The 21,342-nt window shown below is 70.6% G+C and carries 22 protein-coding genes; 12 read left to right on the top strand and 10 right to left on the bottom strand.

The window, feature by feature from the left end; genetic code table 11:
• The 3 genes from OH804_RS07850 to OH804_RS07840 are packed head-to-tail and all read right to left on the bottom strand — an operon-like array spanning position 1 to position 3,208.
• On the bottom strand, positions 1–1,074 hold the full coding sequence (locus OH804_RS07850; protein ID WP_406063899.1) for an ABC transporter permease: 1,074 nt from the start codon (positions 1,072–1,074) through the stop codon (positions 1–3).
• Entirely contained in the window at positions 1,071–2,159 is a 1,089-nt protein-coding gene (locus OH804_RS07845) for a mandelate racemase/muconate lactonizing enzyme family protein (protein WP_196923754.1), read from the bottom strand. Before OH804_RS07845 ends, OH804_RS07850 begins: the two co-directional genes overlap by 4 nt.
• A complete protein-coding gene (locus tag OH804_RS07840) occupies positions 2,159–3,208 on the bottom strand; it encodes a sugar ABC transporter substrate-binding protein (protein ID WP_196923755.1) in 1,050 nt (349 codons plus the stop codon). The genes OH804_RS07845 and OH804_RS07840 overlap by 1 nt, the downstream gene beginning before the upstream one ends.
• A gap of 124 nt (positions 3,209–3,332) precedes the next feature.
• Here OH804_RS07840 and OH804_RS07835 point away from each other — a divergent pair, with 124 nt between their 5' ends.
• The 4 genes from OH804_RS07835 to OH804_RS07820 are packed head-to-tail and all read left to right on the top strand — an operon-like array spanning position 3,333 to position 6,832.
• Positions 3,333–4,052, top strand: coding sequence for a GntR family transcriptional regulator (locus tag OH804_RS07835; protein ID WP_196923756.1), 720 nt, complete (start codon positions 3,333–3,335; stop codon positions 4,050–4,052).
• A 28-nt stretch (positions 4,053–4,080) separates the two neighbouring features.
• Positions 4,081–4,791, top strand: coding sequence for a (Fe-S)-binding protein (locus OH804_RS07830; RefSeq protein WP_406063896.1), 711 nt, complete (start codon positions 4,081–4,083; stop codon positions 4,789–4,791).
• A complete protein-coding gene (locus OH804_RS07825) occupies positions 4,788–6,233 on the top strand; it encodes a LutB/LldF family L-lactate oxidation iron-sulfur protein (protein ID WP_406063894.1) in 1,446 nt (481 codons plus the stop codon). Before OH804_RS07830 ends, OH804_RS07825 begins: the two co-directional genes overlap by 4 nt.
• Entirely contained in the window at positions 6,230–6,832 is a 603-nt protein-coding gene (locus OH804_RS07820; RefSeq protein WP_406063892.1) for a lactate utilization protein C, read from the top strand. Before OH804_RS07825 ends, OH804_RS07820 begins: the two co-directional genes overlap by 4 nt.
• On the opposite strand, the gene OH804_RS07815 is transcribed toward OH804_RS07820, so the two are convergent.
• The gene (locus OH804_RS07815; protein ID WP_231392698.1) at positions 6,821–7,330 is read right to left on the bottom strand and encodes a signal peptidase II; all 510 of its coding nucleotides are present in this window, start codon (positions 7,328–7,330) and stop codon (positions 6,821–6,823) included. The two genes, OH804_RS07820 and OH804_RS07815, sit on opposite strands and share 12 nt — an antisense overlap.
• Positions 7,331–7,439: 109 nt before the next feature.
• Positions 7,440–8,438, bottom strand: a complete 999-nt coding sequence (locus OH804_RS07810; RefSeq protein WP_406063890.1) for a GNAT family N-acetyltransferase — start codon at positions 8,436–8,438, stop codon at positions 7,440–7,442.
• Between the two features lie 218 nt (positions 8,439–8,656).
• Here OH804_RS07810 and OH804_RS07805 point away from each other — a divergent pair, with 218 nt between their 5' ends.
• Positions 8,657–8,839 (top strand): hypothetical protein, encoded by a 183-nt coding sequence (locus OH804_RS07805; protein ID WP_406063888.1) that lies wholly within the window; start codon positions 8,657–8,659, stop codon positions 8,837–8,839.
• Positions 8,836–9,750, top strand: coding sequence for an AEC family transporter (locus OH804_RS07800; protein WP_406063886.1), 915 nt, complete (start codon positions 8,836–8,838; stop codon positions 9,748–9,750). Before OH804_RS07805 ends, OH804_RS07800 begins: the two co-directional genes overlap by 4 nt.
• 236 nt (positions 9,751–9,986) lie before the next feature.
• On the opposite strand, the gene OH804_RS07795 is transcribed toward OH804_RS07800, so the two are convergent.
• A complete protein-coding gene (locus tag OH804_RS07795; protein ID WP_406063884.1) occupies positions 9,987–10,514 on the bottom strand; it encodes a GNAT family N-acetyltransferase in 528 nt (175 codons plus the stop codon).
• 86 nt (positions 10,515–10,600) lie between these two features.
• Positions 10,601–11,527, bottom strand: a complete 927-nt coding sequence (locus OH804_RS07790) for a helix-turn-helix transcriptional regulator (protein WP_406063882.1) — start codon at positions 11,525–11,527, stop codon at positions 10,601–10,603.
• A 131-nt stretch (positions 11,528–11,658) separates the two neighbouring features.
• On the opposite strand from OH804_RS07790, the gene OH804_RS07785 reads away from it, so the two are divergent.
• A complete protein-coding gene (locus OH804_RS07785; protein ID WP_406063880.1) occupies positions 11,659–12,564 on the top strand; it encodes an oxidoreductase in 906 nt (301 codons plus the stop codon).
• Positions 12,565–12,625: 61 nt separating this feature from the next.
• On the opposite strand, the gene OH804_RS07780 is transcribed toward OH804_RS07785, so the two are convergent.
• Positions 12,626–13,612: a zinc-dependent alcohol dehydrogenase family protein gene (locus OH804_RS07780; protein ID WP_406063878.1), complete on the bottom strand. Its 987-nt coding sequence runs from the start codon at positions 13,610–13,612 to the stop codon at positions 12,626–12,628.
• A 220-nt stretch (positions 13,613–13,832) separates the two neighbouring features.
• On the opposite strand from OH804_RS07780, the gene OH804_RS07775 reads away from it, so the two are divergent.
• From OH804_RS07775 to OH804_RS07755, 5 genes are all read left to right on the top strand, one after another.
• Positions 13,833–15,770 (top strand): copper resistance protein CopC, encoded by a 1,938-nt coding sequence (locus tag OH804_RS07775; RefSeq protein ID WP_406063876.1) that lies wholly within the window; start codon positions 13,833–13,835, stop codon positions 15,768–15,770.
• 65 nt (positions 15,771–15,835) lie between these two features.
• Complete coding sequence (locus OH804_RS07770) at positions 15,836–16,438, top strand: copper chaperone PCu(A)C (protein WP_406063874.1); 603 nt, start codon at positions 15,836–15,838, stop codon at positions 16,436–16,438.
• Positions 16,439–16,461: 23 nt separating this feature from the next.
• The gene (locus OH804_RS07765) at positions 16,462–17,676 is read left to right on the top strand and encodes a Dyp-type peroxidase (RefSeq protein ID WP_406063872.1); all 1,215 of its coding nucleotides are present in this window, start codon (positions 16,462–16,464) and stop codon (positions 17,674–17,676) included.
• Positions 17,673–18,266, top strand: a complete 594-nt coding sequence (locus tag OH804_RS07760; RefSeq protein ID WP_406063870.1) for a copper resistance protein CopC — start codon at positions 17,673–17,675, stop codon at positions 18,264–18,266. Before OH804_RS07765 ends, OH804_RS07760 begins: the two co-directional genes overlap by 4 nt.
• A 146-nt stretch (positions 18,267–18,412) precedes the next feature.
• Complete coding sequence (locus tag OH804_RS07755; protein ID WP_406063868.1) at positions 18,413–19,888, top strand: PepSY-associated TM helix domain-containing protein; 1,476 nt, start codon at positions 18,413–18,415, stop codon at positions 19,886–19,888.
• A 48-nt stretch (positions 19,889–19,936) separates the two neighbouring features.
• Here OH804_RS07755 and OH804_RS07750 read toward each other — a convergent pair whose 3' ends face one another.
• Entirely contained in the window at positions 19,937–21,070 is a 1,134-nt protein-coding gene (locus OH804_RS07750; protein WP_112588791.1) for a cupin domain-containing protein, read from the bottom strand.
• Positions 21,071–21,083: 13 nt separating this feature from the next.
• Positions 21,084–21,338, bottom strand: coding sequence for a hypothetical protein (locus tag OH804_RS07745; RefSeq protein ID WP_406063865.1), 255 nt, complete (start codon positions 21,336–21,338; stop codon positions 21,084–21,086).
• Positions 21,339–21,342: the final 4 nt, after the last annotated feature.

Below are 21,342 nucleotides of genomic sequence, written 5' to 3'. Positions count from 1 at the left end.
TCATGATGATGACACCGCCCTTCGCTCGGCGAGCACGGCCCGTAGCCGGTCCAGCGACAGCGCCGCGAGCAGCACGAGTCCGATGTAGAGCTTCAGCTCCTCCAGGGAGAACTGGAGTAGGTTGAGGCCCTTGTAGATGACCTGGGTGAGGGTCGCGCCGAGCGCGGTGCCGAGGACGCTGACCGCACCACCGGCGAGCAGCGTCCCACCGAGCACCGGGGCCAGGAACGACGGCAGCAGGAACGACTCCCCGATGTTGGCGGAGAAGGCGCCGTTGTTGGCGGCGAGCAGGAACCCGGCCAGTGCGGCGAGCAGCCCGCTCAACGCGTGCGCGGCGACGACCCGGCGGTGCGTGGGGATGCCGGACAGCTCGGCGGCGACCGTGTTGGAGCCGGTCATCAGGATCTCCCGGCCCAGCCGGGCGTGCCGGAACAGCAACCCGACACCGAGCGCCGCGGCGACCGCGATCGGCACGACCAGCGGGATCCGGGGCCCGCAGACCTCACCCATGCAGTAGTCGGCGAAGGTGTCGAAGCGCAGGGCGGACAGCCCACTCGGCTGCACCGCGAACGACACCCCGCCGGTCGCCCAGGTGTAGAGGATCGTGACCAGGCCCAGCAGCCCGAAGTCGAGCGCGAGGGTGACCACGAAGGAGTTCACACCGGTCTTGGCGATGAGCAGGCCGGCGAGCGCGCCGATGCCCGCCCCGACGGCGAGACCCACGAGCAGTCCGACCAGCAGTGGGACGCCGAGCCGGTCGTACGCCAGGCCCATCGCGAAGGTGGACAGCGCGGCCATCCGGCCCACTGCCATGTTCATGTGCCCGAGCGAGAGCACGGCGAGCTGGGCGAGACCGACCACGACGTACACGCTGATGTCGGCCTGTAGCGGTGCCAGGGTGAGGCGGGGGTCGAGGAACGCGGGGGTGAGCGACGAGAAGAGGCCGACCAGCACGGCGATGACGATGAGCAGCCCGAGCCGGGGGTTCGCCCAGACCGGCAGGGCCCTGGCCGGCGGCCTTGGCTCCGCGGCCGGAGGCACCGCCGGCGCCTCCGGCGCTGTTTCCGTCTTCACGCCACCCTCCTGTCCTCGATCGCGTCGCGGTCCCAGTCGATGCCGAGGCCCGGCTCGGCGGGGGCGAGCGCGTGGCCGTCGACGATCGCGATCTCGGTCCGGGTGATCGCGCGCAGTTGCGGGATGTGCTCGACGTAGCGGCTGTTCGGCACGGCCGCGCAGAGGCTCACGTGCAGTTCCATCAGGAAGTGCGGGCAGACCACCACGTTGCACGCCTCGGCCAGGTGGGCCACCTTCAGCCACGGGGTGATGCCACCGATGCGCGCGACGTCGACCTGGACGACGCCGGCCGCCTGCCGGCGTAGGTACTCGGCGAACTGGCCGATCGAGTACATCGACTCCCCCACCGCCACCGGGATGCTCGTGGCGCGGGCCAGCAGCTCGTGCCCGGCGACGTCATCGGCGGGCAGCGGCTCCTCGAACCAGGCGAGCTGGTGCGGTTCGAGCAGCCGGGCCCGGCGGATCGCCTCGGCGGCGGTCAGCGACTGATTGGCGTCGACCATCACGTCGAAGTCGTCGCCGAGGGCCGCCCGGACCGCGCCGATGCGAGCGGCGTCCTCGGCCGGGTTGGGCTTGCCGACCTTCAGCTTGACGCCGGGCCAGCCGGCCGCCTGGGACGCCTTCGCGCCGGCGACCAGCTCGTCCTCGGTGAGGTGCAGCCAGCCACCCTCGGTGTCGTACAACGGGATGCGGTCCTTCGCGCCGCCGGCGAGCACCCACAGCGGCAGGCCGGCGGCACGGGCGCGCAGGTCCCACAGCGCGGTGTCGATCGCGGCGAGCGCCAACGAGGTGATGGCTCCGACCGCTGTGGCGCGGGTGGCGGCGTGCAGGTCCCTCCAGACCGCCTCCACCCGGGCGGCATCTCGGCCGACCAGGTGCGGCAGCAGGTAGTCGCGCAGCAGTGCGAGCACCGCCGTGCCGCCGGTCCCGATCGTGTACGCGTACCCCGTGCCGTGCCCGCCGTCGGCCGTGCGCACCTCGACGAAGAGCGTCTCCTGCTTGAGGAACGCCTGTACCGCGTCGGTGCGGACGGTCTCGACGGGAATGTCGACGAGGTACGCCTCGGCCCTGGTGATGGTCGACATCAGCTGCACTTGAGCAGGTCGCCGTCGAACTTCTTCCGCAGCGCCTCGGTGGCGGAGGTGCGGTCGGCCTCGTAGCCGTCCAGGTTGTCAGTGGTCACCACGAACGAGCCCGAGTCGATTGTCACTCCGGGTTCGGCCATGGTGCAGCCGCCGCTGAGCTTCATCAGGGCGTACGAGCCGACCTGGGCCTGACCGACCGGGTTCTGCAGGACGGTGGCGGCCACCGAGCCGCCGCGCAGCCCGTCGAGGACCGTCGGGTCGTCGTCGATGGCGATGACCTTGATGGGCAGCTTCGACTGGCGGACGCCCTCGGCCGAGGCGACCGCCGGGTTGTAGGCGGTGTTCACGATCGCCTGGATCTGGCGGCCCTTCGCGGCGAGGAGGTCGGCCACTGCCCTCTGCGCGCTCTGCAGATCCTTGTCGATGTCGGTGACGCTCTGGAGCAGTGTTACCTTGCCACCGGTTTCGGCGACCGCCTTCTCCACGCCCGCGATCCGGCGCTGGGTGTTGGAGTCGACCTTGTTCCCGGTCAGGTGCACCAGGTTGCCCTGACCGCCCATCGCGTCGATGGCGGCCTTGGCGCCCTTGTAGGCGGCGACCTCCACGTCCGTGGAGAGGCAGAAGTCGGCCTTGTTGGCCCCGGCCGGGCAGGAGGCCAGCGAGCCGACGGGGAAGCCCTGCCGCTTGAGGTCCTCGAAGGTCGAGTTGATGTTGTCCGGTGAGACGCCGAAGACGCCGAAGGCGTTGTAGCCCTGCGCTGCCAGGGACTTGAGCACGTCGTTCTGCTTGGTCTGGTCCCAGCCCGCGGTCTCGTTGAAGGTGACGTCGCCGAGAGCCAGCTCCGTCTTGGCCTTGGCCCCGGCGTCCTTCCAGGGCTGGAAGTACGGGTGCGAGCCGCCGGGCACGAGCGCGACCTTGACCTGCGCCGGTTCCCGGCCACCGGCTTCGGCGTCGGCGGTGTCGCTCTTCTTCGTGCAGGCCACAGTGGTCGTGGCGAGGGCCACGACGGTCAGGCCGGAGCCGATTCGGGACAGCATTCTGCGCGACATGTTCGTCTCCTCGGGGGTGGTGGTGGCGAGACGGTGGCGGAGGAACCTATTTCCTATAGGATGTTGCTTTGCTAGTGTGTACTCGCTCACACCGGCACAGTCAAGGGGTTGCTGAGGAGACGAGATGGCCCAGCAGGAACCTCGCGAGGGTCGACTCCGTCCCGCCCGTCGACTCACCCTCACCGAGGACGTCTACGAGTCGATAAAGACGCTCGTCATGGACCACATCCTTCCCCCGGGCGAACGGGTCAACATCGACGCGCTCGCCCGGGAGCTGGACGTCTCCCCCACCCCGGTCCGCGAGGCCCTCGCCCGGCTGGAGGCCGACGGCCTGGTCCGTAAACGCCCGCTCTCCGGCTACACCACCACACCGCTGCTGAGCCGCGCCGAGTTCGACGACCTGTTCGACGTCCGCCAACTGCTGGAGGGCGCCACCGCCGGACGGGCCGCCACGCACGCCTCCGCCGAAGCGCGCCAACGGATCAGCATCGAGGCGGCGGCGAGCATCGACGTGGAGGCCGGCGACGGCTATCGCCGACACGCGGCCTTCACCGCGCTGGACGCGAAGTTCCACGACCTGATCGCGGAGGTCTCCGGCAGCCCCCTGCTGCGGGACACCATCACGAGGCTGCACTCACACCTGCACCTGCACCGGCTGTACTTCCCGGTCGCCGGCGCGCCGGACACCAACACCGAGCACCAACGCATCGCCGCCGCCATCGTCGCGGGCGACGCGGCAGCCGCCACCCAGGCGATGCGCGCCCACCTCAGCGCCGCCCGGGAGCGCCACCTGCCCGCCTTCGACCAGCTCCCCACCCCCGGAACACCGCGCGACTCGGCGTGACCCACCCCCACAGATCCGAGGAGCCGCCATGCGGATCGCCCTCTTCATCACCTGCGTCAACGACCTCGCGTTCCCGGCCACCGGCATCGCTGTCACCCGCATCCTGCGGCGACTCGGCCACACCGTCGACTTTCCGGCCGACCAGACCTGTTGCGGGCAGATGCACGCCAACACTGGTTACCGGGCCGAGGCCATGCCGATGGTGCGCAACTACGTCGACGTCTTCGACTCCTACGACGCCATCGTCGCGCCGTCCGGGTCGTGCACCGCGATGATCCGCGACCAGTACCCGCGCCTGCACCCGCCCGCCACCTCGGTGGCCGCCCGCACGTACGAGCTGTCCGAACTGCTCGTCGACGTCCTCGGCGTCACCGACGTCGGCGCCGAGTTCCCGGAGACGGTCACCTACCACCCCACCTGCCACGGCCTGCGGATGCTGCGCCTCGGCGACCGGCCGCTGACCCTGCTGCGCCAGGTACGCGGGATCAAGCTGGTCGAGCTGGGCGACGCCGAGGAGTGCTGTGGTTTCGGCGGCACGTTCGCCCTGAAGAACCCGGACGTCTCCACCGCGATGCTCACCGACAAGTGCGCCCGGGTCCGCGACACCGGCGCGCGGGTGCTCGCCGCGGCCGACAACTCCTGCCTGGCGCACATCGGCGGCGGCCTCGACCGCCACCGCTCCGGCGTACGGGCCGTGCACTACGCCGAGATTCTCGCCGAGACGGGAGCCACCTCATGAGCCAACCGGTCGCGCCCGCCACCGGGAGCGGGCGGATCCGCACGCCGCTGCCGTTCCCCACCGCCGCCAAGCCGGCCGTCGCCGACACGCAGCTGCGGGCCAACCTGCACCGGGCCACCCGCACCATCCGGGCCAAACGAGCCCGGGTCGTCGACGAGGTGCCCGACTGGGAGGCCCTGCGGGACGCCGGCTCGGCGATCAAGGCGGACGTCCAACGTCGCCTGCCGGAGCTGCTCGAGCAGTTCGAGGCGTCCGCCACCGCTGCTGGCGCCACAGTGCACTGGGCCCGTGACGCGGCCGAGGCGTGCCGGATCGTTGTCGCGTTGACCCGGGCCGCCGGGGCTGACGAGGTCGTGAAGGTCAAGTCGATGGCGACCCAGGAGATCGAGCTCAACGAGGCGCTGGAGGCCGCCGGGATCGCCGCGTACGAGACCGACCTCGCGGAACTGATCGTGCAGCTCGGTGAGGACACCCCTTCGCACATCCTGGTGCCGGCGATCCACTACAACCGGGCCCAGATCCGGGAGATCTTCCAGCGTCGCATGGCCGACGCACCGGCCGACCTGAGCGACGAACCGGCCGCGCTGGCCGAGGCGGCCCGCGCCCACCTGCGGCGACGTTTCCTCTCGGCCCGGGTCGCCGTCTCCGGCGCGAACTTCGCCGTCGCCGACACCGGCACGCTCGTGGTGGTGGAGTCCGAGGGCAACGGGCGCATGTGCCTCACCCTCCCCGAGACGCTGATCAGCGTCGTCGGCGTCGAAAAGCTGCTGCCGACCTTCACCGACCTGGAGGTCTTCCTGCAACTGCTGCCCCGATCCTCGACCGGGGAGCGGATGAACCCGTACACCTCGATGTGGACCGGCGTCACCCCCGGCGACGGCCCGCAGGACGTGCACGTCGTGCTCGTCGACAATGGCCGCTCCGCGGTGCTCGCCGACCCGGTCGGGCGGCCGGCACTGTCCTGCATCCGCTGCTCCGCGTGCCTCAACGTCTGCCCGGTGTACGAGCGGGCCGGCGGGCACGCGTACGGCTCGGTGTATCCGGGGCCGATCGGGGCGATCCTGTCGCCGCAGCTCACCGGCGTGGCCGACAATGCCTCGCTGCCGTACGCGTCGACCCTCTGCGGCGCCTGCTACGACGTGTGCCCCGTGAAGATCAACATTCCGGAGATCCTGGTCCACCTCCGCCAGCAGGCACCGCACCCGCCGGCCGAACGGGCTACCATGCGCGTCCTGGCCTGGGTGATGCGCAGCCCTCGGCGCTGGGCAGCCGCCCTGCGCCTGGCCCGGACCGGCGCGGGGCCGCTCGGGGCGTACCGTGAGCGGCGCACCGGCGCTCGGACGCTGCGGCGACTGCCCTGGCCCGCGTCGGCGTGGACCCGGTCGCGAGACCTGCCGCTGCCCGCGCCGCAGACCTTCCGGGAATGGTGGGGTAAGCAGTGAGCGCACGTGACGAGATCCTGGCGCGGCTCCGTACGGCCCTGGCCGACAGCCCACCACCGGTGCAGGTGCCCCGCCGGTACCGCCGGGTCGACGACCGCGCCGACCTGATCGCGGCCCTGATCGACCGCCTGGAGGACTACCGGGCTGTCGTCCACAATGGGATCGACGCCCTACCCCGCCTGCTCAGTGGGATCGACCGACTCGCCGTCCCCACCGACGTCCCCGCCGAATGGCTGGCGGGCTACGCCGGAGAGCTGCACCGCGACACACCCCCGCTGTCACCGGCCGCGCTCGACGGCCTGGACGCGGTCCTGACCGGCTGCGCCGTGGCGGTGGCCGACACCGGCACCATCATCCTCGACGCCGGCCCGGCGCAGGGGCGGCGCGCGCTCACCCTGGTGCCCGACCGGCACATCTGCGTCGTCCGCACCGACCAGGTCGTCGGTCTGCTGCCGGAGGCGTTGACCCGGCTGGACCCACGCGCGCCACAGACCTGGATCTCCGGCCCGTCCGCAACCAGCGACATCGAACTCAACCGCGTCGAGGGAGTGCACGGCCCGCGCCGGCTGGAGGTCGTCCTGATCGGCTCAGGAGCCTGACGACGGCACCTGCTCGTCAGTGCGGGTCTCGCCCGCCGTCGCGCGCAACGGAATGTCGCGCACGTTGAGCAGCATGACGATGCCCACGCCGACCACCAGGGCGATGTCCGCGACGTTGCCGACGAAGAACCCGGCGTAGTCGATGAAGTCCACCACGTGCCCGCGGGCGAACCCCGGCTCCCGGAAGAGGCGGTCCAGCAGGTGCGTCGCCGCGCCGCCGAGCACCAGGCCCAACGCCACCGCCCAGGCGCGCGACGTGACCCGCCGCGCCACGACCGTCACCGCGACCACCGCCGCCGCCGCGAACACCGCGAAGATCCAGGTGTACGCGGACCCGATCGAGAAGGCGGCGCCCGGGTTGTACACGAGTCGCAGTTGCAGCAGGTCACCGAGAACGGTGATGGTCTGCCCGCCGGAGAGCGCGGACTCGGCCCAGTACTTGGTGAGCTGATCCGCGGCGAGCACCACAGCAGCGATCAACACGACGGCGCGGAACATCCCGGAACCCTAGCCGGTCACCGGTGACCGTCACCACCGACGCCTGATCACCGAGCACGGCCAGCATCGCGTAGCAGTCCCTGGCATGGCCTTCCCCGCGCCGACCGGTTCACTCTCGCAACGGGGCAGGCAGTGCCAGGTCAAGCTGCCGGCACGCCTCGACTGGTTTGCGGTAACGGGGTTGCCAAGCGGTCACCCGGTATCCCGCCTTCTCATACAACCGAACGCTGTTGTTCGGATTCTCCGCGACCGTGCTGAGTCGGGCCGTCGAAACTCCCGCTTCCGCCAAAATGCGGAGCGTGCGCCTCATCACCGCAAGACCGACGCCCCGCCTGCGCCACGCGGTGCCTACGGCAACCCACGGCGTCAGGGCGCTGCCGTCGGCCTGCAACTCGTTCACCACGACCGCCGCGATGTAATTCCCCGCCCAGACGACGCACCAGATGTCGATGTCCTGGACGTCGCGGAGGTACTCCTCGTAGGTCCTGGGCCGGTAGCCGTCGCGTGTTCCCGCGAAGCACTCCTCGATCACCTGGTGGATCTGGGGGTGGTGGGCAGCCTCGACCGGACGCTGGGTGAGCCCTTCCGGCAGCCGAATGTCGCCGTCCGGTAGACCGTTCAGGTCGTGGTCCATTTCAACGGCCGTGAACGCGACCCGGTAGCCGTGAGCTGTCAGCATTGCCAGATTGCCCGGTTGGTGCTCGCCCACGTTCGCGCCGAAGACGCTTCGGCCGCCGACCGGCCTGCTGCCGTCGAACTCGATGGCTTGTGCCTCCTGCCACCGCAGCATGGCGCTGCCGATGCCCCGTCGGCGCCATGCTGGTTCCACACATCCACTCAGCAGGTAGACCCGGGTATCGGCAACTTCGGACCACCAGTCCATCCAGGTGAAGCCGACAGTTCGCCCCGAGTCGGCTTGGGCGATCAGACAGAACGGGTGTACGCCGTTGGGGTCGTCGCTGGTATCGGGGCCGGGCAGCCAGAGATCGCCGTCGGCCCGGTGCACCTCGGCACGGACGGCCTGGACGCCGGCAATGTCATCGGCACCCCCATAGCGCCGCATCGTGACGCCAGCCTCCACCAATGAACCGAACTGCTCGACCGCCACTGTCCCGCCTTCTCCGTGCCACCGCTGCGGAGGACTGCACGCCCGGTCATCGCGAGGACCGCCGCACCCGCGCTACGGACCGCTGCTCTCGATGTTAAGACGTACACGCCCCCGCTGCTCCCAACCTGCTCCCAGTAGGTCGGGCTCGCACCGCGCCGCCGACCGATCGTGAGCTGCCGGTCCATGTTCTAGGTCCCGACGGATGCGAGGCTGGACGCGTGGCTTCCGGATCGACGTACATGTGGACAACCCCGGCTGCCCGGCGGCTTGCTCGCCCTGCGCAGGTCGATGACATCCTCGCCCAGATGGAGATCGTCGCCGGGTTTCTCGACTCGTCCGCCCTGGACGCCCGCCAGTCCCTGAGCCGGCGCGGCGCCCGCCCGCCGGTGACGCCCGTATGAGCTTGGTGTCGGCGTTCGCACCGATCTGGATCCTTACCGCGGTCGGCTACGCGGCCTGTCGTTGGGGCCTGCTGGGCGAGGCGGTGGCGTCGGTGCTCGGCCGGTTCGTGTTCCATCTTGCGATGCCGGCCGCCCTGTTCCTAGCCCTGTCCCGGATGCCGCTTTCCGGGTTCGCCGGCCGCTCGCTGCTCGCCTTTGGGGTGAGCACGGCCGCGGTCGTCGGGTTCGGGTGGGTCGGCGCGAGCTGGCTGTTCGGTCGCGAGCCCGGCGAACGGCCGATCTGGGGCATGGCCGCCGGGTACGTGAACTCGGCGAACCTGGGCATCCCGATCGCCACGCAGGTTCTCGGCAACGTGTCGTTCCTGGCGGAGGTGGTACTGCTTCAGGTGCTGGTGGTGACGCCCGTGATCCTGGTCGCCCTGGACCGGCACAGCGACCCGGCCGGGCGGGTACGGGTCCGCCGCATCGCCTCCCTGCCGGTACGCAACCCTGTGATCCTGGCGTCGCTGCTCGGTGTCGCGTTCTCGGCTGCCGGCCTGCATCTCCCGTCGACGGCCGGCGCGTCGCTCACCCTGCTGTCGGGCGCCGCGGTACCGGCCGCTCTGGTCGCGCTCGGCGCGTCGATGCACCGCACGGTGCCGTCGCGGGCCGAGCCGGCCGCGCTGGCCGTGATCACCGCGCTGAAGCTCGTCGCACAGCCGGTCATCGCGTACGCGGCCGGGCTGGCCCTGCACCTGTCCGCGCCGCAGTTGCTCGCCGTGGTGCTGTGCGCGGGCCTGCCGACAGCGCAGAACACGTTCATCTTCAGCCAGGAGTACGGCGTCGGCGAGGCGGTGGCCAACCGGGCGGTGGTGGTGACCACCACGCTGTCGCTGTTCACCCTGGCCGCGGCGGCGGCGCTGCTCGGGTAGGTCCGTCAGCTGATTCGTCCAGCATCATGGTGAGCCACGCCGACCATGGCGCTCGCGGCCAGGTCTGCAACCACGATCATCGCCTGATGATGCGGCGGGCAATCTCGATGCAGTACTGGCCGTGAGAGAGCACGGACGGCTAGCTCTGGACATTCACGAAGGGGCTTGACGTCGACAAATGAAGCCGGTTCAGTGTCCGTCCATTGTCCAGACCACCGTATGGCTGAGTGCGGTGGTCAGCGCGCGGCAGGTGCGGCGAGGCGCAGGAAGACGTAGTCGCTGCCATCTGGACCGGGCCGGCGGTCGCCGTCGGGCTTCCAGCCGAGTTTGCTGTAGAAGGACTGTGCGCGGGTGTTGCGTTCCCACACCTCGAGCAGCCCTGTCGACAGGGATGAGTCCGTGAGGTAGTCGACGAAGCTGGTGTGCAGGCGTGCGCCGATGCCGTTGCCCCAATGGCTGGGTATGACGTGGATCTGGTAGAGCTGGCCCACCGTGCGGGCGTCCATGGTCGGCGAGTTTGGGCGTCCCATGCTCAGGATGCCGACGATCTTGCCGTCTTGAGCGGCGCACTTCACCACCCGGGCCGGTGAGTGGATGGCGCGGGCCCACCCGTCATGGCGTTGCTGCGTCTGCGCCGGGTCGGCGAGGTCGTCGGCGCTGAGTCCTCCGGCGATGTAGTAGGCGGTGCGCGCTTGAGTGTGCACCTCGACAATGCCCTCGACATCTGCAAGCGTGGCTTGTCGGATCATCACAGGGGTGTCCATGCCCTCTGGTCCCATCTGCTGGTCTCGATTTATCCTGCTGGCTCGTGGCCGACAAGGTTGGACTCGGCCCCTCAGCATGCATCCGATCATGAAGTCCCGCTAGGGGTGGGGCCGGCGGCGGTCCAGACCGTCTGGGAGGGGCGCTCGTTGGTGAGCGCTGAGCGGGTCGCGTGCAACGATGCCAGGAGCTGCAGCCGGTCCGCGTCGGCGCTGCCCGGCTCGGCGGTGAAGACGAGCATGACGGAGCCGGGGTTTCCCGGTAGCGGGTAGGTGTCCCAGTCCAGGACGGTGTCGCCTATACCGGGAATCCGGAAGGTCTTGGTACCGCTGACCGACTCACGTACGTCGTGCTGGGCCCACAGCCGCCGAAACTGGGCGCTGCGGATGCTCAGCTCACCAACGATCGCGGCGGCGCGTGGGTGGGTGGGGTCGGTGGCGACGGCGGCGCGCATCATGCCGATGTAGTCCAGAGCCTGCTGCTCCCAGTCCGGGCAGCTACGCTCGCCGGTCAGCGTGTCGTCGAACAGCAGTAGGAGCATGTTGAGCCGGTCGGCAGGGTAGGCGTCCGGGTCGCCGAGCAGCGCCTTCGCCATCGGGTTCCAGTCGAGCAGGTCGAGATGCCGGCCGAGTACGACCGCAGGAGTGTCCATCACCCGCAGCAGGCGCCGTGTGCCCTCCGGCACCCGCTCCGGGTCGCGGTTCACCCGGCTGGGCATCGACCGGCGGGCAGCGTGGGCCAGGGTGAACAGGTGCCGGCGTTCCTTGTTGTCGAGGCCGAGCGCGCCGGCAAGCGCGTCCAGGACGTCGTCGGACGGGCGTACCTCCCTGCCCTGTTCGATCCGCTGGTAGTAGTCAGTGCTCAGCCCGGCCAGCAGGGCCAACTCCTCGCGCCGTAGCCCGGTGACCTTGCGCCGGCCGCCCGGCTCCAAGCCGACGTCGTGCGGACGCAGCCGACTACGCCGAGCGCGTAGGAAGTCGCCGAGCTCACGAGCATACGGATGAAGGCTGTTCATGCCGCAAGTGTGCAGCGGCCCGGACCGCCGAAGGTAGGTCGCTCAGACCTAGGCAACCGAGAACGACTGAACCCATCGGGATCGCTCCTAACGTCGATGGGCCAGCGCACCGACACCTCCAGGAGCAGCAGATGACCGGATGGACCACCGACCACATCCCCGACCAGCACGGCCGGGTTGCCGTCGTGACCGGCGCGAACTCGGGCCTCGGCCTGGTCACCGCCACCGAACTGGCCAACCACGGCGCCCACGTCGTGCTCGCCGTTCGTCACACTCCCGCCGGCGAGGAGGCCGCCCGCCGGATCGGTGGCGACGTCGAGGTACGCGAGCTGGACCTGGCCTCCCTCTCCTCCGTGCGGACCTTCGCGGCGAAGCTGGCTGGCGACCACCCGGCGATCGACCTGCTGGTCAACAACGCCGGCGTGGTGCTGCTTGGCCCACGTCGCACCTCCGCCGACGGATTCGAACTGCACCTCGCCACCAACATGTTGGGCCACTTCGCACTGACCGGCCTGCTGCTCGGCAACCTGGCCGCGGCGCGGGAAGCCCGCGTGGTCAGTCTCAGCTCGATCACCCACAAGAACGCACACTTGGACTTCAATGACCTGATGTTCGAACACGGCTATCGGGCAGCCACCGCCTACGGCCGGTCCAAGCTCGCCACTACGATCTTCGGCATCGAATTGGACCGCCGCCTGCGGGCCGCCGGAACACCGATCGTCAGCGCCCTGGCCCACCCGGGTCTCACCCGCACCAACCTGACTCCGCGTGCCTGGGAACACCGTGGCCGATTCGGGCGACTGATCGCGTCGGCCGGCCTGCTGGCAACCCAGCCAGTGGCGCAGGGCGCGCTGCCGCAATTGCGCGCTGCGACCGAGCCCGGTGTGCGGGGTGGCCAGTTCTTCGGCCCGTCCGGGCTCTGGGAGACGCGAGGCAGAGTCACCGAGGCGCGGCTCAGCCAGGAGGCCGCCGACCCGGCCGTCGGCACGCGGCTGTGGGCGGCAGCCGCGGGTCTGACCGGCGTCAACTACCTCTGACCTACGACGGTACTGGGAGGTCACACCGCACCGCTCGACGTCGGTGTTGATCATCGTCGGCTCAACCGGCGACGTCCACGACGACCTTGCCCTCAGCGGTGCCGCCGGCAACCAGGTGGTGGGCGTCCATGACCATGTCGAGCGTGAACCTGCGTTCGTCCAGTCGGGGGCGCAGCGCGCCGGCGTCGGCCAGCGCCGCGATCTCGCGCAGGATGGCGCCGTGGTGTTCGCGGCCCCGCCCGGTGAGCATCGGCAGCAGAGTGAACACGCCGGAGTACGTCGCGCCACGGAACGATAGCGGAGCGAGCGAGTGTGAGCCCCAGCCCAGCGCGCTGACGACGTGCCCGTGGTAGGTGCGCACCGCTGCGAACGAGGCGTCGAGCGTCGCGCCACCGACGTTGTCCATGACGATGTCGAACCCCTCGCCGCCGGTGTACCTCTCGACGTACTCCTCGACCTTGCTCACTGTGTAGTCGATCGGCACGGCGCCCAGGCTCTCGATCACCCGCATGCTCGCCGGCCCCCCGGTGGCGTACGCCTCGGCGCCTCGCGCCTGGGCGAGTTGCACACCCACGTACCCGACGCCTCCGGCGCCGCCGTGCACCAGCACCTTCTGCCCGGCGCGGACCCCGGCCCGGTCGACCAGCCCTTCCCAGGAGGTGATCGCCGCCAGTGGCAACGCGGCGGCCTCCCGCATCGAGAGGCTCCTCGGCTTGTGGGCCAGCAACCGGGCGTCCACGGCGGCGTACTCGGCCAGCGAGCCCTGCAGGTCGCCGACGCCCCCGCACAGCCCGTACACCTCGTCCCCCGGCTCGAAGCCGGTCACGTCCGCGCCGACCGCCGCAACGACACCGGCAAGGTCCAGGCCGAGCACCGCGGGCAGCTGGACGCGCGCGTGCGCGGCCTTACCTGCCTGGATCTTCGTGTCGAGCGGGTTGACCCCGCTGGCGCCGACCCGCACCAGCACCTGCCCCGCCTCGGGAGTCGGTTGATCGATCTCCTCGATCGTCAGCGGAACGTCGAACTCCCGCAGCAGCGCAGCACGCATGGATTCACACTCTCCGTGGTCGAGACGTCACGTGGACGCTATCGGACCTGATTGCCGGCCGGGGTGGCTTCCTCGGTGACCCGCACGGGCGCCCGCCGGAACTTTTGGCCGGCTCGGCCGACCACCCGGATGCCACCGGTCACGGCTGACCGGCTTTTGCCGTCTGAGGAAAAAGATCGTCACCTCTTGTAAAAAGTCTCGGCACAGTGAGGATATTCAGATGCGTCGTCACCCTCAGATTCCTGGGCGGATGGTCTCGGGCCTCCTCGCGCTCCTCCTCGCCTCGGCGGTCGCTCTGCTCGCACCCGCTCAGCCCGCCGCAGCTCACGGGACCCTCGCCGAGTCCACACCAGCGGGGGGCGCCACGGTGCGCGAGCCGGTGACGGCGGTGCGGCTGTTCTTCACCGAGAAGGCCGCCGCCAACGCGTACTTCACCATCACCGCCCCCGGCGGCACCCGGGTCGACAACGGCTGGTCGTACGGGGAACCGAAGCCGCTCGCCAAGCCGGTGCGTGAGTACTTCCTGGTCAACGGGCAGTTCGAGCCACGCGAGTACACGACGGGATTCCCGGCGGTCGTGGCCGTCGCGCATCTGCCCGCCAAGGGCCAGTATTCGGTGAGCTACCTGTCGATGGCGTCCGACGGCGACGCCGTGCGGGGCACTATGACGTTCCGCTACAACGGACCGGTGACGGCGGCGCCGCAGGGGTGGACCCCGCCGTCGACCCAGCCGGACCCGGCGCTGCTGGCCGCCACCGAGCAGCACCAGACGTCCGCGCAGGGTTCGGCGGTGCCGACCACGCCCGCCGACCCGTCGACCCCGACGGCCGCGGCGGCTCCGCCAGCCGAGTCGACCGGTGAGAGCGGCCCCGGAGCACGGGCCTGGACCGGCTGGGCGGTGGCGATCATGGTGGCCGTGGGGTTGGCCGGGTTCGTCGGCTGGCGTCGCCGACCTGCTCGCACCGGCAAACCCACCGGCCGGGGCCGTACCTCGCATGCGACGCCCGCCCGCCGCGGCGCCGGTCCCCGTTCCACGAACAAGACCGTCGGCGCCAGGACCGGCGGCGGTGTCGGCGCGCCCGCCGCCGGGGGCAAGCAGCGACCCAGAACCGTAGCGTCCGCACGGACCGTCGCCACGACGGACGGTGCGTCGCCGGACGCTCTCGACTCCGAACCGCGGCCCGACGTGGACGCCGCCGCCGGCACACCGGGGTCGCGGCTGAGCAACGCCCACCTGACGCTGTTCGTCGGTGGGCTGGTGGTGGCCCTGCTGTCCGGCTTCGGATTGGCTCGTATCGCCACCGCCGACGAGAGCCCGGCGACCGGCAACGCACGACCGTCAGCTGGCGGACCGCCCGCCTCGGGGCAGGTGGGCTCCGCTACCGACGGGCACCAACACCCGGCCGGTACGGGTCCGCACACACATCCGGGTGACGGCGGGACGGGGCAGGCGCTGGCGACCGGGACGACGGTCAGCGCCGGTGGGTACACCCTGCAACCACTGGAGCGGTCCCAATCGCCTGGCGTACGGGCGGACTACCGGTTCCGGATCGTCGGGACCGACCGGCAGGCGGCGACCCGCTTCGCGGTCGTCCACGACAAGCCGTTGCACATGATCGTGGTGGGCCGCGACCTGTCCGGCTACCAGCATCTACATCCGACGATGGCACCTGACGGCACCTGGAGTGTTCCCCTGACGCTGGCCCGACCCGGAGGCTACCGCGTCTACGCCGACTTTTCCGTCACCACGGCTGACGGCAGGCAGCAGCCACTCGTGCTGGGCGTCGACCACACTGTGCCCGGCGCGCACAGCCCGACCGCGCTGCCGCCGGCGCAGGCGCAGGCGACGGCTGGTCCGTACGCGGTGTCGATGACCGGCACCCCGACGGTGGGGGTGACGGCGCCGATGCACTTCCAGGTGAGCGCCGATCCGACCAGACCGGCGCAGTTGGAGCCGTACCTGGGCGCGTACGGGCACCTGGTCGTGGTTCGTGAGGGCGACCTCGGCTACGTGCACGTGCACCCGGAGCCGGAGTTGGTCGACGGAACCGTCAAGTTCTGGCTGACCGCGCCGAGTTCGGGGCGGTACCGGGCCTTCTTCGACTTCCAGGTCGCCGGCAAGGTGCACACCGGGGAGTTCACGATCAACATCTCCTGAGTCCGGAACTTTCTCCGAGCTGCGGCCGACCACCCTCCCAGCAGCAACCATCGGAGGAAGAACACATGCGCACCACCAGCCCGAACGCTTCACGCCGCCGGTCGGCCGCCATCCTCGCCGCCGCGATCCTGACTGTGGGTGTCGCCGGTTGCGGCTCGTCCGACTCTCCGTCGACAGCGCAGGCGGGCCCGCCCGCGTCGGCCTCGGCCAACCCGGACGCTGGTGTGCTCGGCATTCGTGACCCGTGGGTGAAGGCGGCCGACAAGGGCATGACGGCGGCCTTCGGGACCCTGGTCAACGACGGCGACAGCGATGTCACGGTGACTGGTGCGACGACCTCCCTGTCGCCGATGGAACTGCACGAGATGACCATGAAGGACGGCAAGATGGTCATGCAGCAGAAGCAGGGCGGCATCGTGATCAAGGCCAAGGGCACGCACGCCCTGGAGCCCGGCGGCGACCACCTCATGCTGATGAACCTCACCAAGCCCGTCCAGGCCGGCGACGAGATGACCTTCACCCTGACCTTCGCCGACGGCAGGACCCAGCAGTTCCGCGCCGTGGCCAAGCCGTTCACCGGCGCGCAGGAGAGCTACGCCCCCGGGCACGGCGAGCCGATGACCGGCACGAGCGCCACGCCGGAGATGAGCATGAGCCCGGCGTCGTGACGCAGACGCCACCCGTCCGGCCGGTGAGCAGGCGTGGCCTTCTCACCGGCGGAGCCCTGGCGGCCGGCGGGGCCCTGGCCGGCGGCGCCGCGATCGCCGCCACCCGTGTGGGGAGGACCAAGCCGCCGTCGGCGACCGCTGCCGACACGACGCTGGCGGCGACCGTCGGCGGGCTGGTCGAGCCGTTCCACGGTGCTCGACAGGCCGGGGTGGCCACCGAACCGCAGGCGCACGCCTCGTTCGTGGCGCTCACAGTGCGGGCCGGCGGCGACCGGGCCGCGCTGGGTCGGATGTTGCGGTTGCTCACCGACGACGCCGCCCGGCTCACCCAGGGCCGGCCCGCGCTGGCCGACACCGAGGCCGAACTCGGGCTGCTGCCGGCACGGTTGACAGTGACCTTCGGCTTCGGGCCCGGCCTCTACCGGGCGGCCGGCGTCGACGACCGCCGGCCAGCATCGGTCAGCGACCTGCCGTCGTTCCGCATCGACCGGCTCCAGCCGGCCTGGTCCGGCGGTGACCTGCTGCTGCAGATCTGCGCCGACGACGCGATCTCCGTCGCCCATGCCCAGCGGGTCCTGATCAAGGACAGCCGACCGTTCGCCACAGTGCGGTGGGTCCAGCAGGGCTTCCGGCGCAGCCCGGGCGTCGAGCCGGGCGGCCACACCCAGCGCAACCTGTTCGGTCAGCTCGACGGCACCGCCAACCCCCGACCCGGCGCGCCCATGGACACCGCCCTCTGGGTCCCGGACGGCCCGGCGTGGCTGCGCGACAGCACCACAGTGGTGGTCCGGCGGATCAGCATGAACATGGAAACCTGGGACCTGCTCGGCCGGACCGACCGTGAACTCGCCGTCGGGCGGCGGCTCGACACCGGCGCCCCGCTCACCGGCACCGCCGAACACGACGAACCCGACTTCGCCGCCACCGACGCCGACGGCCTCACCGTCATCCCCGACTTCTCTCACCTGACCCGCGCGCACGTCACCGACGACCGGCTGAAGATCCTGCGCCGGCCCTACAACTACGACGGGGTGCCGACAGCCGAGGGTCACGCCGACAGCGGATTGATCTTCACCTCGTACCAGGCCGACATCGCCCGGCAGTTCCTGCCCATTCAGCGCCGGCTGGCCGACCGGGACCTGCTCAACGAATGGACCACGCCGATCGGCTCCGCCGTCTTCGCCATCCCGCCCGGATGTCAACCGGGCGGGTGGATCGGCGAGCAGGTGCTGGGATGACCACGCCAACCGTCATGACCGCACCGTCGTCCCGGCCCACCGCTGTCCGGCTCGGCGCGGCGGTGCTGGCCGTCCTCGTGGCGGTGCTCATCCCGGCCAGCCCGGCCTGGGCGCACAACTCGCTCAAGACGGCAGTGCCCGCTCAGGACGCGACGCTGCCGAGCGCACCGACCGCCGTCACGCTCGAATTCATGCAGCGACTCGACCCCGCGTTCACCACGATCGTGCTCACCGACGCCGCCAAGCGGAAGCTTCCCACCGGCGCGCCGGTGGTCACCGGGGCGAAGAGCACGGTCCAGGTGACCGACACACTGCCGAACGGGACGTACACGGTCGCCTACCGGGTCGTCTCCGTCGACGGGCACCCGGTGCAGGGGTCGTATCCGTTCACTGTGGCCGATCCGACGTCCACCGCCGCGCCGGTCGCCAACGTCAGCACGTCGGCGCCCACCCCATCCGCCGCCGCCGTCGTGGAGTCGGGCGGTGGTCCGAGCGCCGGTGTCCTCGTCGCGGCTGCCGCGCTGGCCCTCCTCGTCCTGGCGACGGCTGGGCTGCTGTGGCGACGGGCGGCCCGACCCGACCAGCCCTGACGTCGGGGACCCGACCTGCCGTCTCCCGGGGAACCACCGGCGCCGCTCCCCCGACTACCAGTCAGGGCCGACGCGACACCTCACCGGGCGACCAGACCAGTACGGGAAACACCTTCGTGCTTCCCGACTCTTCCGATCGGATCACCATGTCTCTCACCGAACTGTCCGGCGCGCCGACGCCGGAGCCCGCCACGACCGCTGAGAAACCGGCCCCGCCGGCCCGGCGCACGTCACCGTTCGGCGCGCTGCTGCTGCGGCTGCACTTCTACGCCGGCATCCTCGTCGCCCCGTTCCTGGTGGTCGCCGCACTGACCGGCCTGGCCTACACCACAACACCGCAACTCGACACGATCCTCTACGGCGACCAGCTGACCGTCGCCGAGGTGGGTGACCGTCAGCTGCCGCTCGCCGAGCAGATCGGCGCCGCGCGCAACGCGCACCCCGACGGCAGCATCACCACAGTGCAACCCGGCGACGGCGACCGGAGCACCACTGTGGTGTTCTCCCTTCCCGAACTCGGCGAGAACCAGCACACCGTCTACATCAACCCGTACACCGCTCGGGTCCAGGGCCAACTAACCACCTGGTTCGGCTCCACCCCGGCCACGACCTGGCTGGACGACCTGCACCGCCACCTGCACCTGGGCGTGGTGGGCCGGCACTATTCCGAGCTGGCCGCGAGCTGGCTGTGGGTGATGGCGCTCGGCGGGGTCGTCCTCTGGTGGCGTCGACGTGGCGCCGCCCGAGCCGCCGCCCGGCACCTGTTCGTGCCGGACCTGTCCACCGGCAAGGGTGTCCGCCGTACCCGGGGATGGCATGCCACCACGGGCATCTGGCTCACCGTCGGCCTGCTCTTCCTCTCGGTCACCGGCCTGACCTGGTCCCGCTACGCCGGCGCGAACTTCGCCGCCGGCCTCGACGCGCTGAGCGCCCGCACTCCGGAGATCTCCACCAGCCTCACCGCCGGTCCCCCCGCCCCCGCCGAGACCGGTGGAGGCCACGAGCACGGTGCCGCCGGGGCGGGCGGGGTCGTCGAGTCGGCGGCCTTCGATCGGGTCCTGGCTGTCGCTCGCGGCGCGGGCCTCTCCGGGCCGGTCGAGATCACCCCCGCGCCGGAGCCGGGCTCTGCCTGGACCGTCACGCAGGTCGACAACACCTGGCCGGTCAGGAAGGACCGCATCGCCGTCGACCCGGCCTCCGACACGGTCACCGCCCGCAGCGACTTCGCCGACTGGCCGCTGCTGGCCAAAATGAGCGGCCTCGGCATCCAGGCCCACATGGGAATCCTCTTCGGCCTGGTCAACCAGATCCTGCTCGCCGCGCTCGCCCTCGGCCTGCTCTGCGTCATCTTCTGGGGCTACCGCATGTGGTGGCAACGCCGACCCACCCGCGCCGACCGCCGGGCGATCGCCGGCACCCCGCCAGCCCGAGGCGGCGTACGCGGCCTGCCGCTCTGGGCGCTGCTGATCGGCGTACCGGTGACCGTGGCCATCGGCTGGGCGCTGCCCCTGTTCGGGCTCACAGTGATCGCCTTCCTCGTCATCGACGTGGTGGTGGGTGCGGTGTCTCGACGCCGACGACCTGCCGCGGCTCCCACCTCCCCGGCACCCGCGGGGAGCTGATCCACCGATCCGGCCGTCCGTCCTCCGGCGGACGGCCGGACGCCTCGCTCAGATGACCACCTGTTTGGTGTTCGGCAGGCTGTCGACTATCGACTTCTGCACGTTGATCGTGTCGGCGATGACCTCGTGGGGGGTGTTGGCCATCCACTGCATCACCGAGATGTCCTCGAACCGGGGATGGCGGAACATCTCCAGGAACACCAGTGGCTCGTCGCCGGTGTTCTCGATGTAGTGGCCGTACGCGAACGGGACGTAACCCACGTCGCCGGCCTGGAAGTCGAACGTCCGAGCCGCGGCCTGCGAGGCGAAGACACCCATCCGCCCGGTGCCGGAGATGTAGTACTGCCACTCGTCGGTGGTGGGATGCCAGTGGAGCTCGCGCATCCCTCCCGGCTCGACCTCCACCAGGGCCGCGGCGGTGGTCACCGAGGCGGCGAAGTTGGTCGAGTCGGTGATCCGGACTGTTCCGCCGCGGAAACGCTGTGGGGTCTGCGCGAGCATCCGGTGTTTGAAGCTTCGGGGGATGTCGCCGGTCGGGCTGACCACCCGGTCCTGTTGCAGGGGCGGCGGGACGTCGCCCTGGAAGATGTACTTCTCCCGCTCGGGCAGGTTCTCCATCTGTTCCAGCGTCCAGCCGAAGTTCTTGGCAAGGACGTGTCGAGGCGTGTGGGCGAAGAAGTCGCTGAGCAGGAACGTGTTGTTCTCCGAGAACGCGCCGTCGTCGAAGACCAACAGGAACTGCGCGCCGTCTTCCAACGCCTGGATGTTGTGCGGCACACCCTGCGGAAAGAACCACAGATCGCCCGCCTTCACGTCCTCGATGAAGTTGCGGCCCTCGTGGTCGACGGCGCTGATCCGGCAGCTGCCGCTGAGCATGTACGCCCACTCCGACTGCTGGTGCCAGTGGATCTCCCGGTACGCGCCGGGCTCGAGACCGAACTGGACGCCGGACAACTGACTGGCGATCGGAAGGTCGCGGCTGGTGACCTCCCGGGTCCAGCCGCCCTTCTCCACCCGGGTGTGCGCCTGCGAGAACGAGAACTTGAGGTTGGGAACCAGCCGGCTGTCGGTCGTCGGTGGAACCAGGAGGTCCGGGTTCTGCCGCTCGAGCTCGACGTTACGGCCCGCGAAGGGCGCGGCGCCCTGGTCGCCGCGCCGCGGCTCGGGATCGCTGTTCGCCATGGTCGCTGTCTCCTCACTCGGGTTGGATCGGTGCGGGAACGGAACCGCCTCGCAGCCGCAGCCGGGACGTGATCCCCAGCAGGGCACGCACTCCGGGCCAGCCGTACTGGACCGCGATCGCTACCGGAACCGCCGCCGCGATCGCCATCAGCACCAGACGGGTCCACGCCGGAGCGTGACCACCGGCCCCGGTGCCGGCGTAGAGGACGAACATCAGCAGTACGACCCGGAGTCGACGCAGACCGGGAAGTTCGGTGAGCTGAGCCATGGTT

Origin of the sequence: Micromonospora sp. NBC_00860, from assembly GCF_045207375.1 — a bacterium.
In the GTDB taxonomy this organism is placed as follows: Bacteria; Actinomycetota; Actinomycetes; order Mycobacteriales; family Micromonosporaceae; genus Micromonospora; species Micromonospora vinacea.
This window is presented reverse-complemented; position numbering and strand designations above follow the sequence as displayed.

Excerpts from the sequence above, each read along its gene's own strand:
- OH804_RS07760 (WP_406063870.1), top strand. The coding sequence starts at position 17,673 with ATGACCACGCCAACCGTCATGACCGCACCGTCGTCCCGGCCCACCGCT.
- OH804_RS07745 (WP_406063865.1), bottom strand. The coding sequence starts at position 21,338 with ATGGCTCAGCTCACCGAACTTCCCGGTCTGCGTCGACTCCGGGTCGTA.
- OH804_RS07795 (WP_406063884.1), bottom strand. The coding sequence starts at position 10,514 with ATGGACACCCCTGTGATGATCCGACAAGCCACGCTTGCAGATGTCGAG.
- OH804_RS07845 (WP_196923754.1), bottom strand. The coding sequence starts at position 2,159 with ATGTCGACCATCACCAGGGCCGAGGCGTACCTCGTCGACATTCCCGTC.
- OH804_RS07830 (WP_406063896.1), top strand. The coding sequence starts at position 4,081 with ATGCGGATCGCCCTCTTCATCACCTGCGTCAACGACCTCGCGTTCCCG.
- OH804_RS07780 (WP_406063878.1), bottom strand. The coding sequence starts at position 13,612 with ATGCGTGCTGCGCTGCTGCGGGAGTTCGACGTTCCGCTGACGATCGAG.
- OH804_RS07840 (WP_196923755.1), bottom strand. The coding sequence starts at position 3,208 with ATGTCGCGCAGAATGCTGTCCCGAATCGGCTCCGGCCTGACCGTCGTG.
- OH804_RS07775 (WP_406063876.1), top strand. The coding sequence starts at position 13,833 with ATGCGTCGTCACCCTCAGATTCCTGGGCGGATGGTCTCGGGCCTCCTC.
- OH804_RS07755 (WP_406063868.1), top strand. The coding sequence starts at position 18,413 with ATGTCTCTCACCGAACTGTCCGGCGCGCCGACGCCGGAGCCCGCCACG.
- OH804_RS07770 (WP_406063874.1), top strand. The coding sequence starts at position 15,836 with ATGCGCACCACCAGCCCGAACGCTTCACGCCGCCGGTCGGCCGCCATC.
- OH804_RS07785 (WP_406063880.1), top strand. The coding sequence starts at position 11,659 with ATGACCGGATGGACCACCGACCACATCCCCGACCAGCACGGCCGGGTT.
- OH804_RS07790 (WP_406063882.1), bottom strand. The coding sequence starts at position 11,527 with ATGAACAGCCTTCATCCGTATGCTCGTGAGCTCGGCGACTTCCTACGC.
- OH804_RS07815 (WP_231392698.1), bottom strand. The coding sequence starts at position 7,330 with ATGTTCCGCGCCGTCGTGTTGATCGCTGCTGTGGTGCTCGCCGCGGAT.
- OH804_RS07825 (WP_406063894.1), top strand. The coding sequence starts at position 4,788 with ATGAGCCAACCGGTCGCGCCCGCCACCGGGAGCGGGCGGATCCGCACG.
- OH804_RS07835 (WP_196923756.1), top strand. The coding sequence starts at position 3,333 with ATGGCCCAGCAGGAACCTCGCGAGGGTCGACTCCGTCCCGCCCGTCGA.
- OH804_RS07750 (WP_112588791.1), bottom strand. The coding sequence starts at position 21,070 with ATGGCGAACAGCGATCCCGAGCCGCGGCGCGGCGACCAGGGCGCCGCG.
- OH804_RS07800 (WP_406063886.1), top strand. The coding sequence starts at position 8,836 with ATGAGCTTGGTGTCGGCGTTCGCACCGATCTGGATCCTTACCGCGGTC.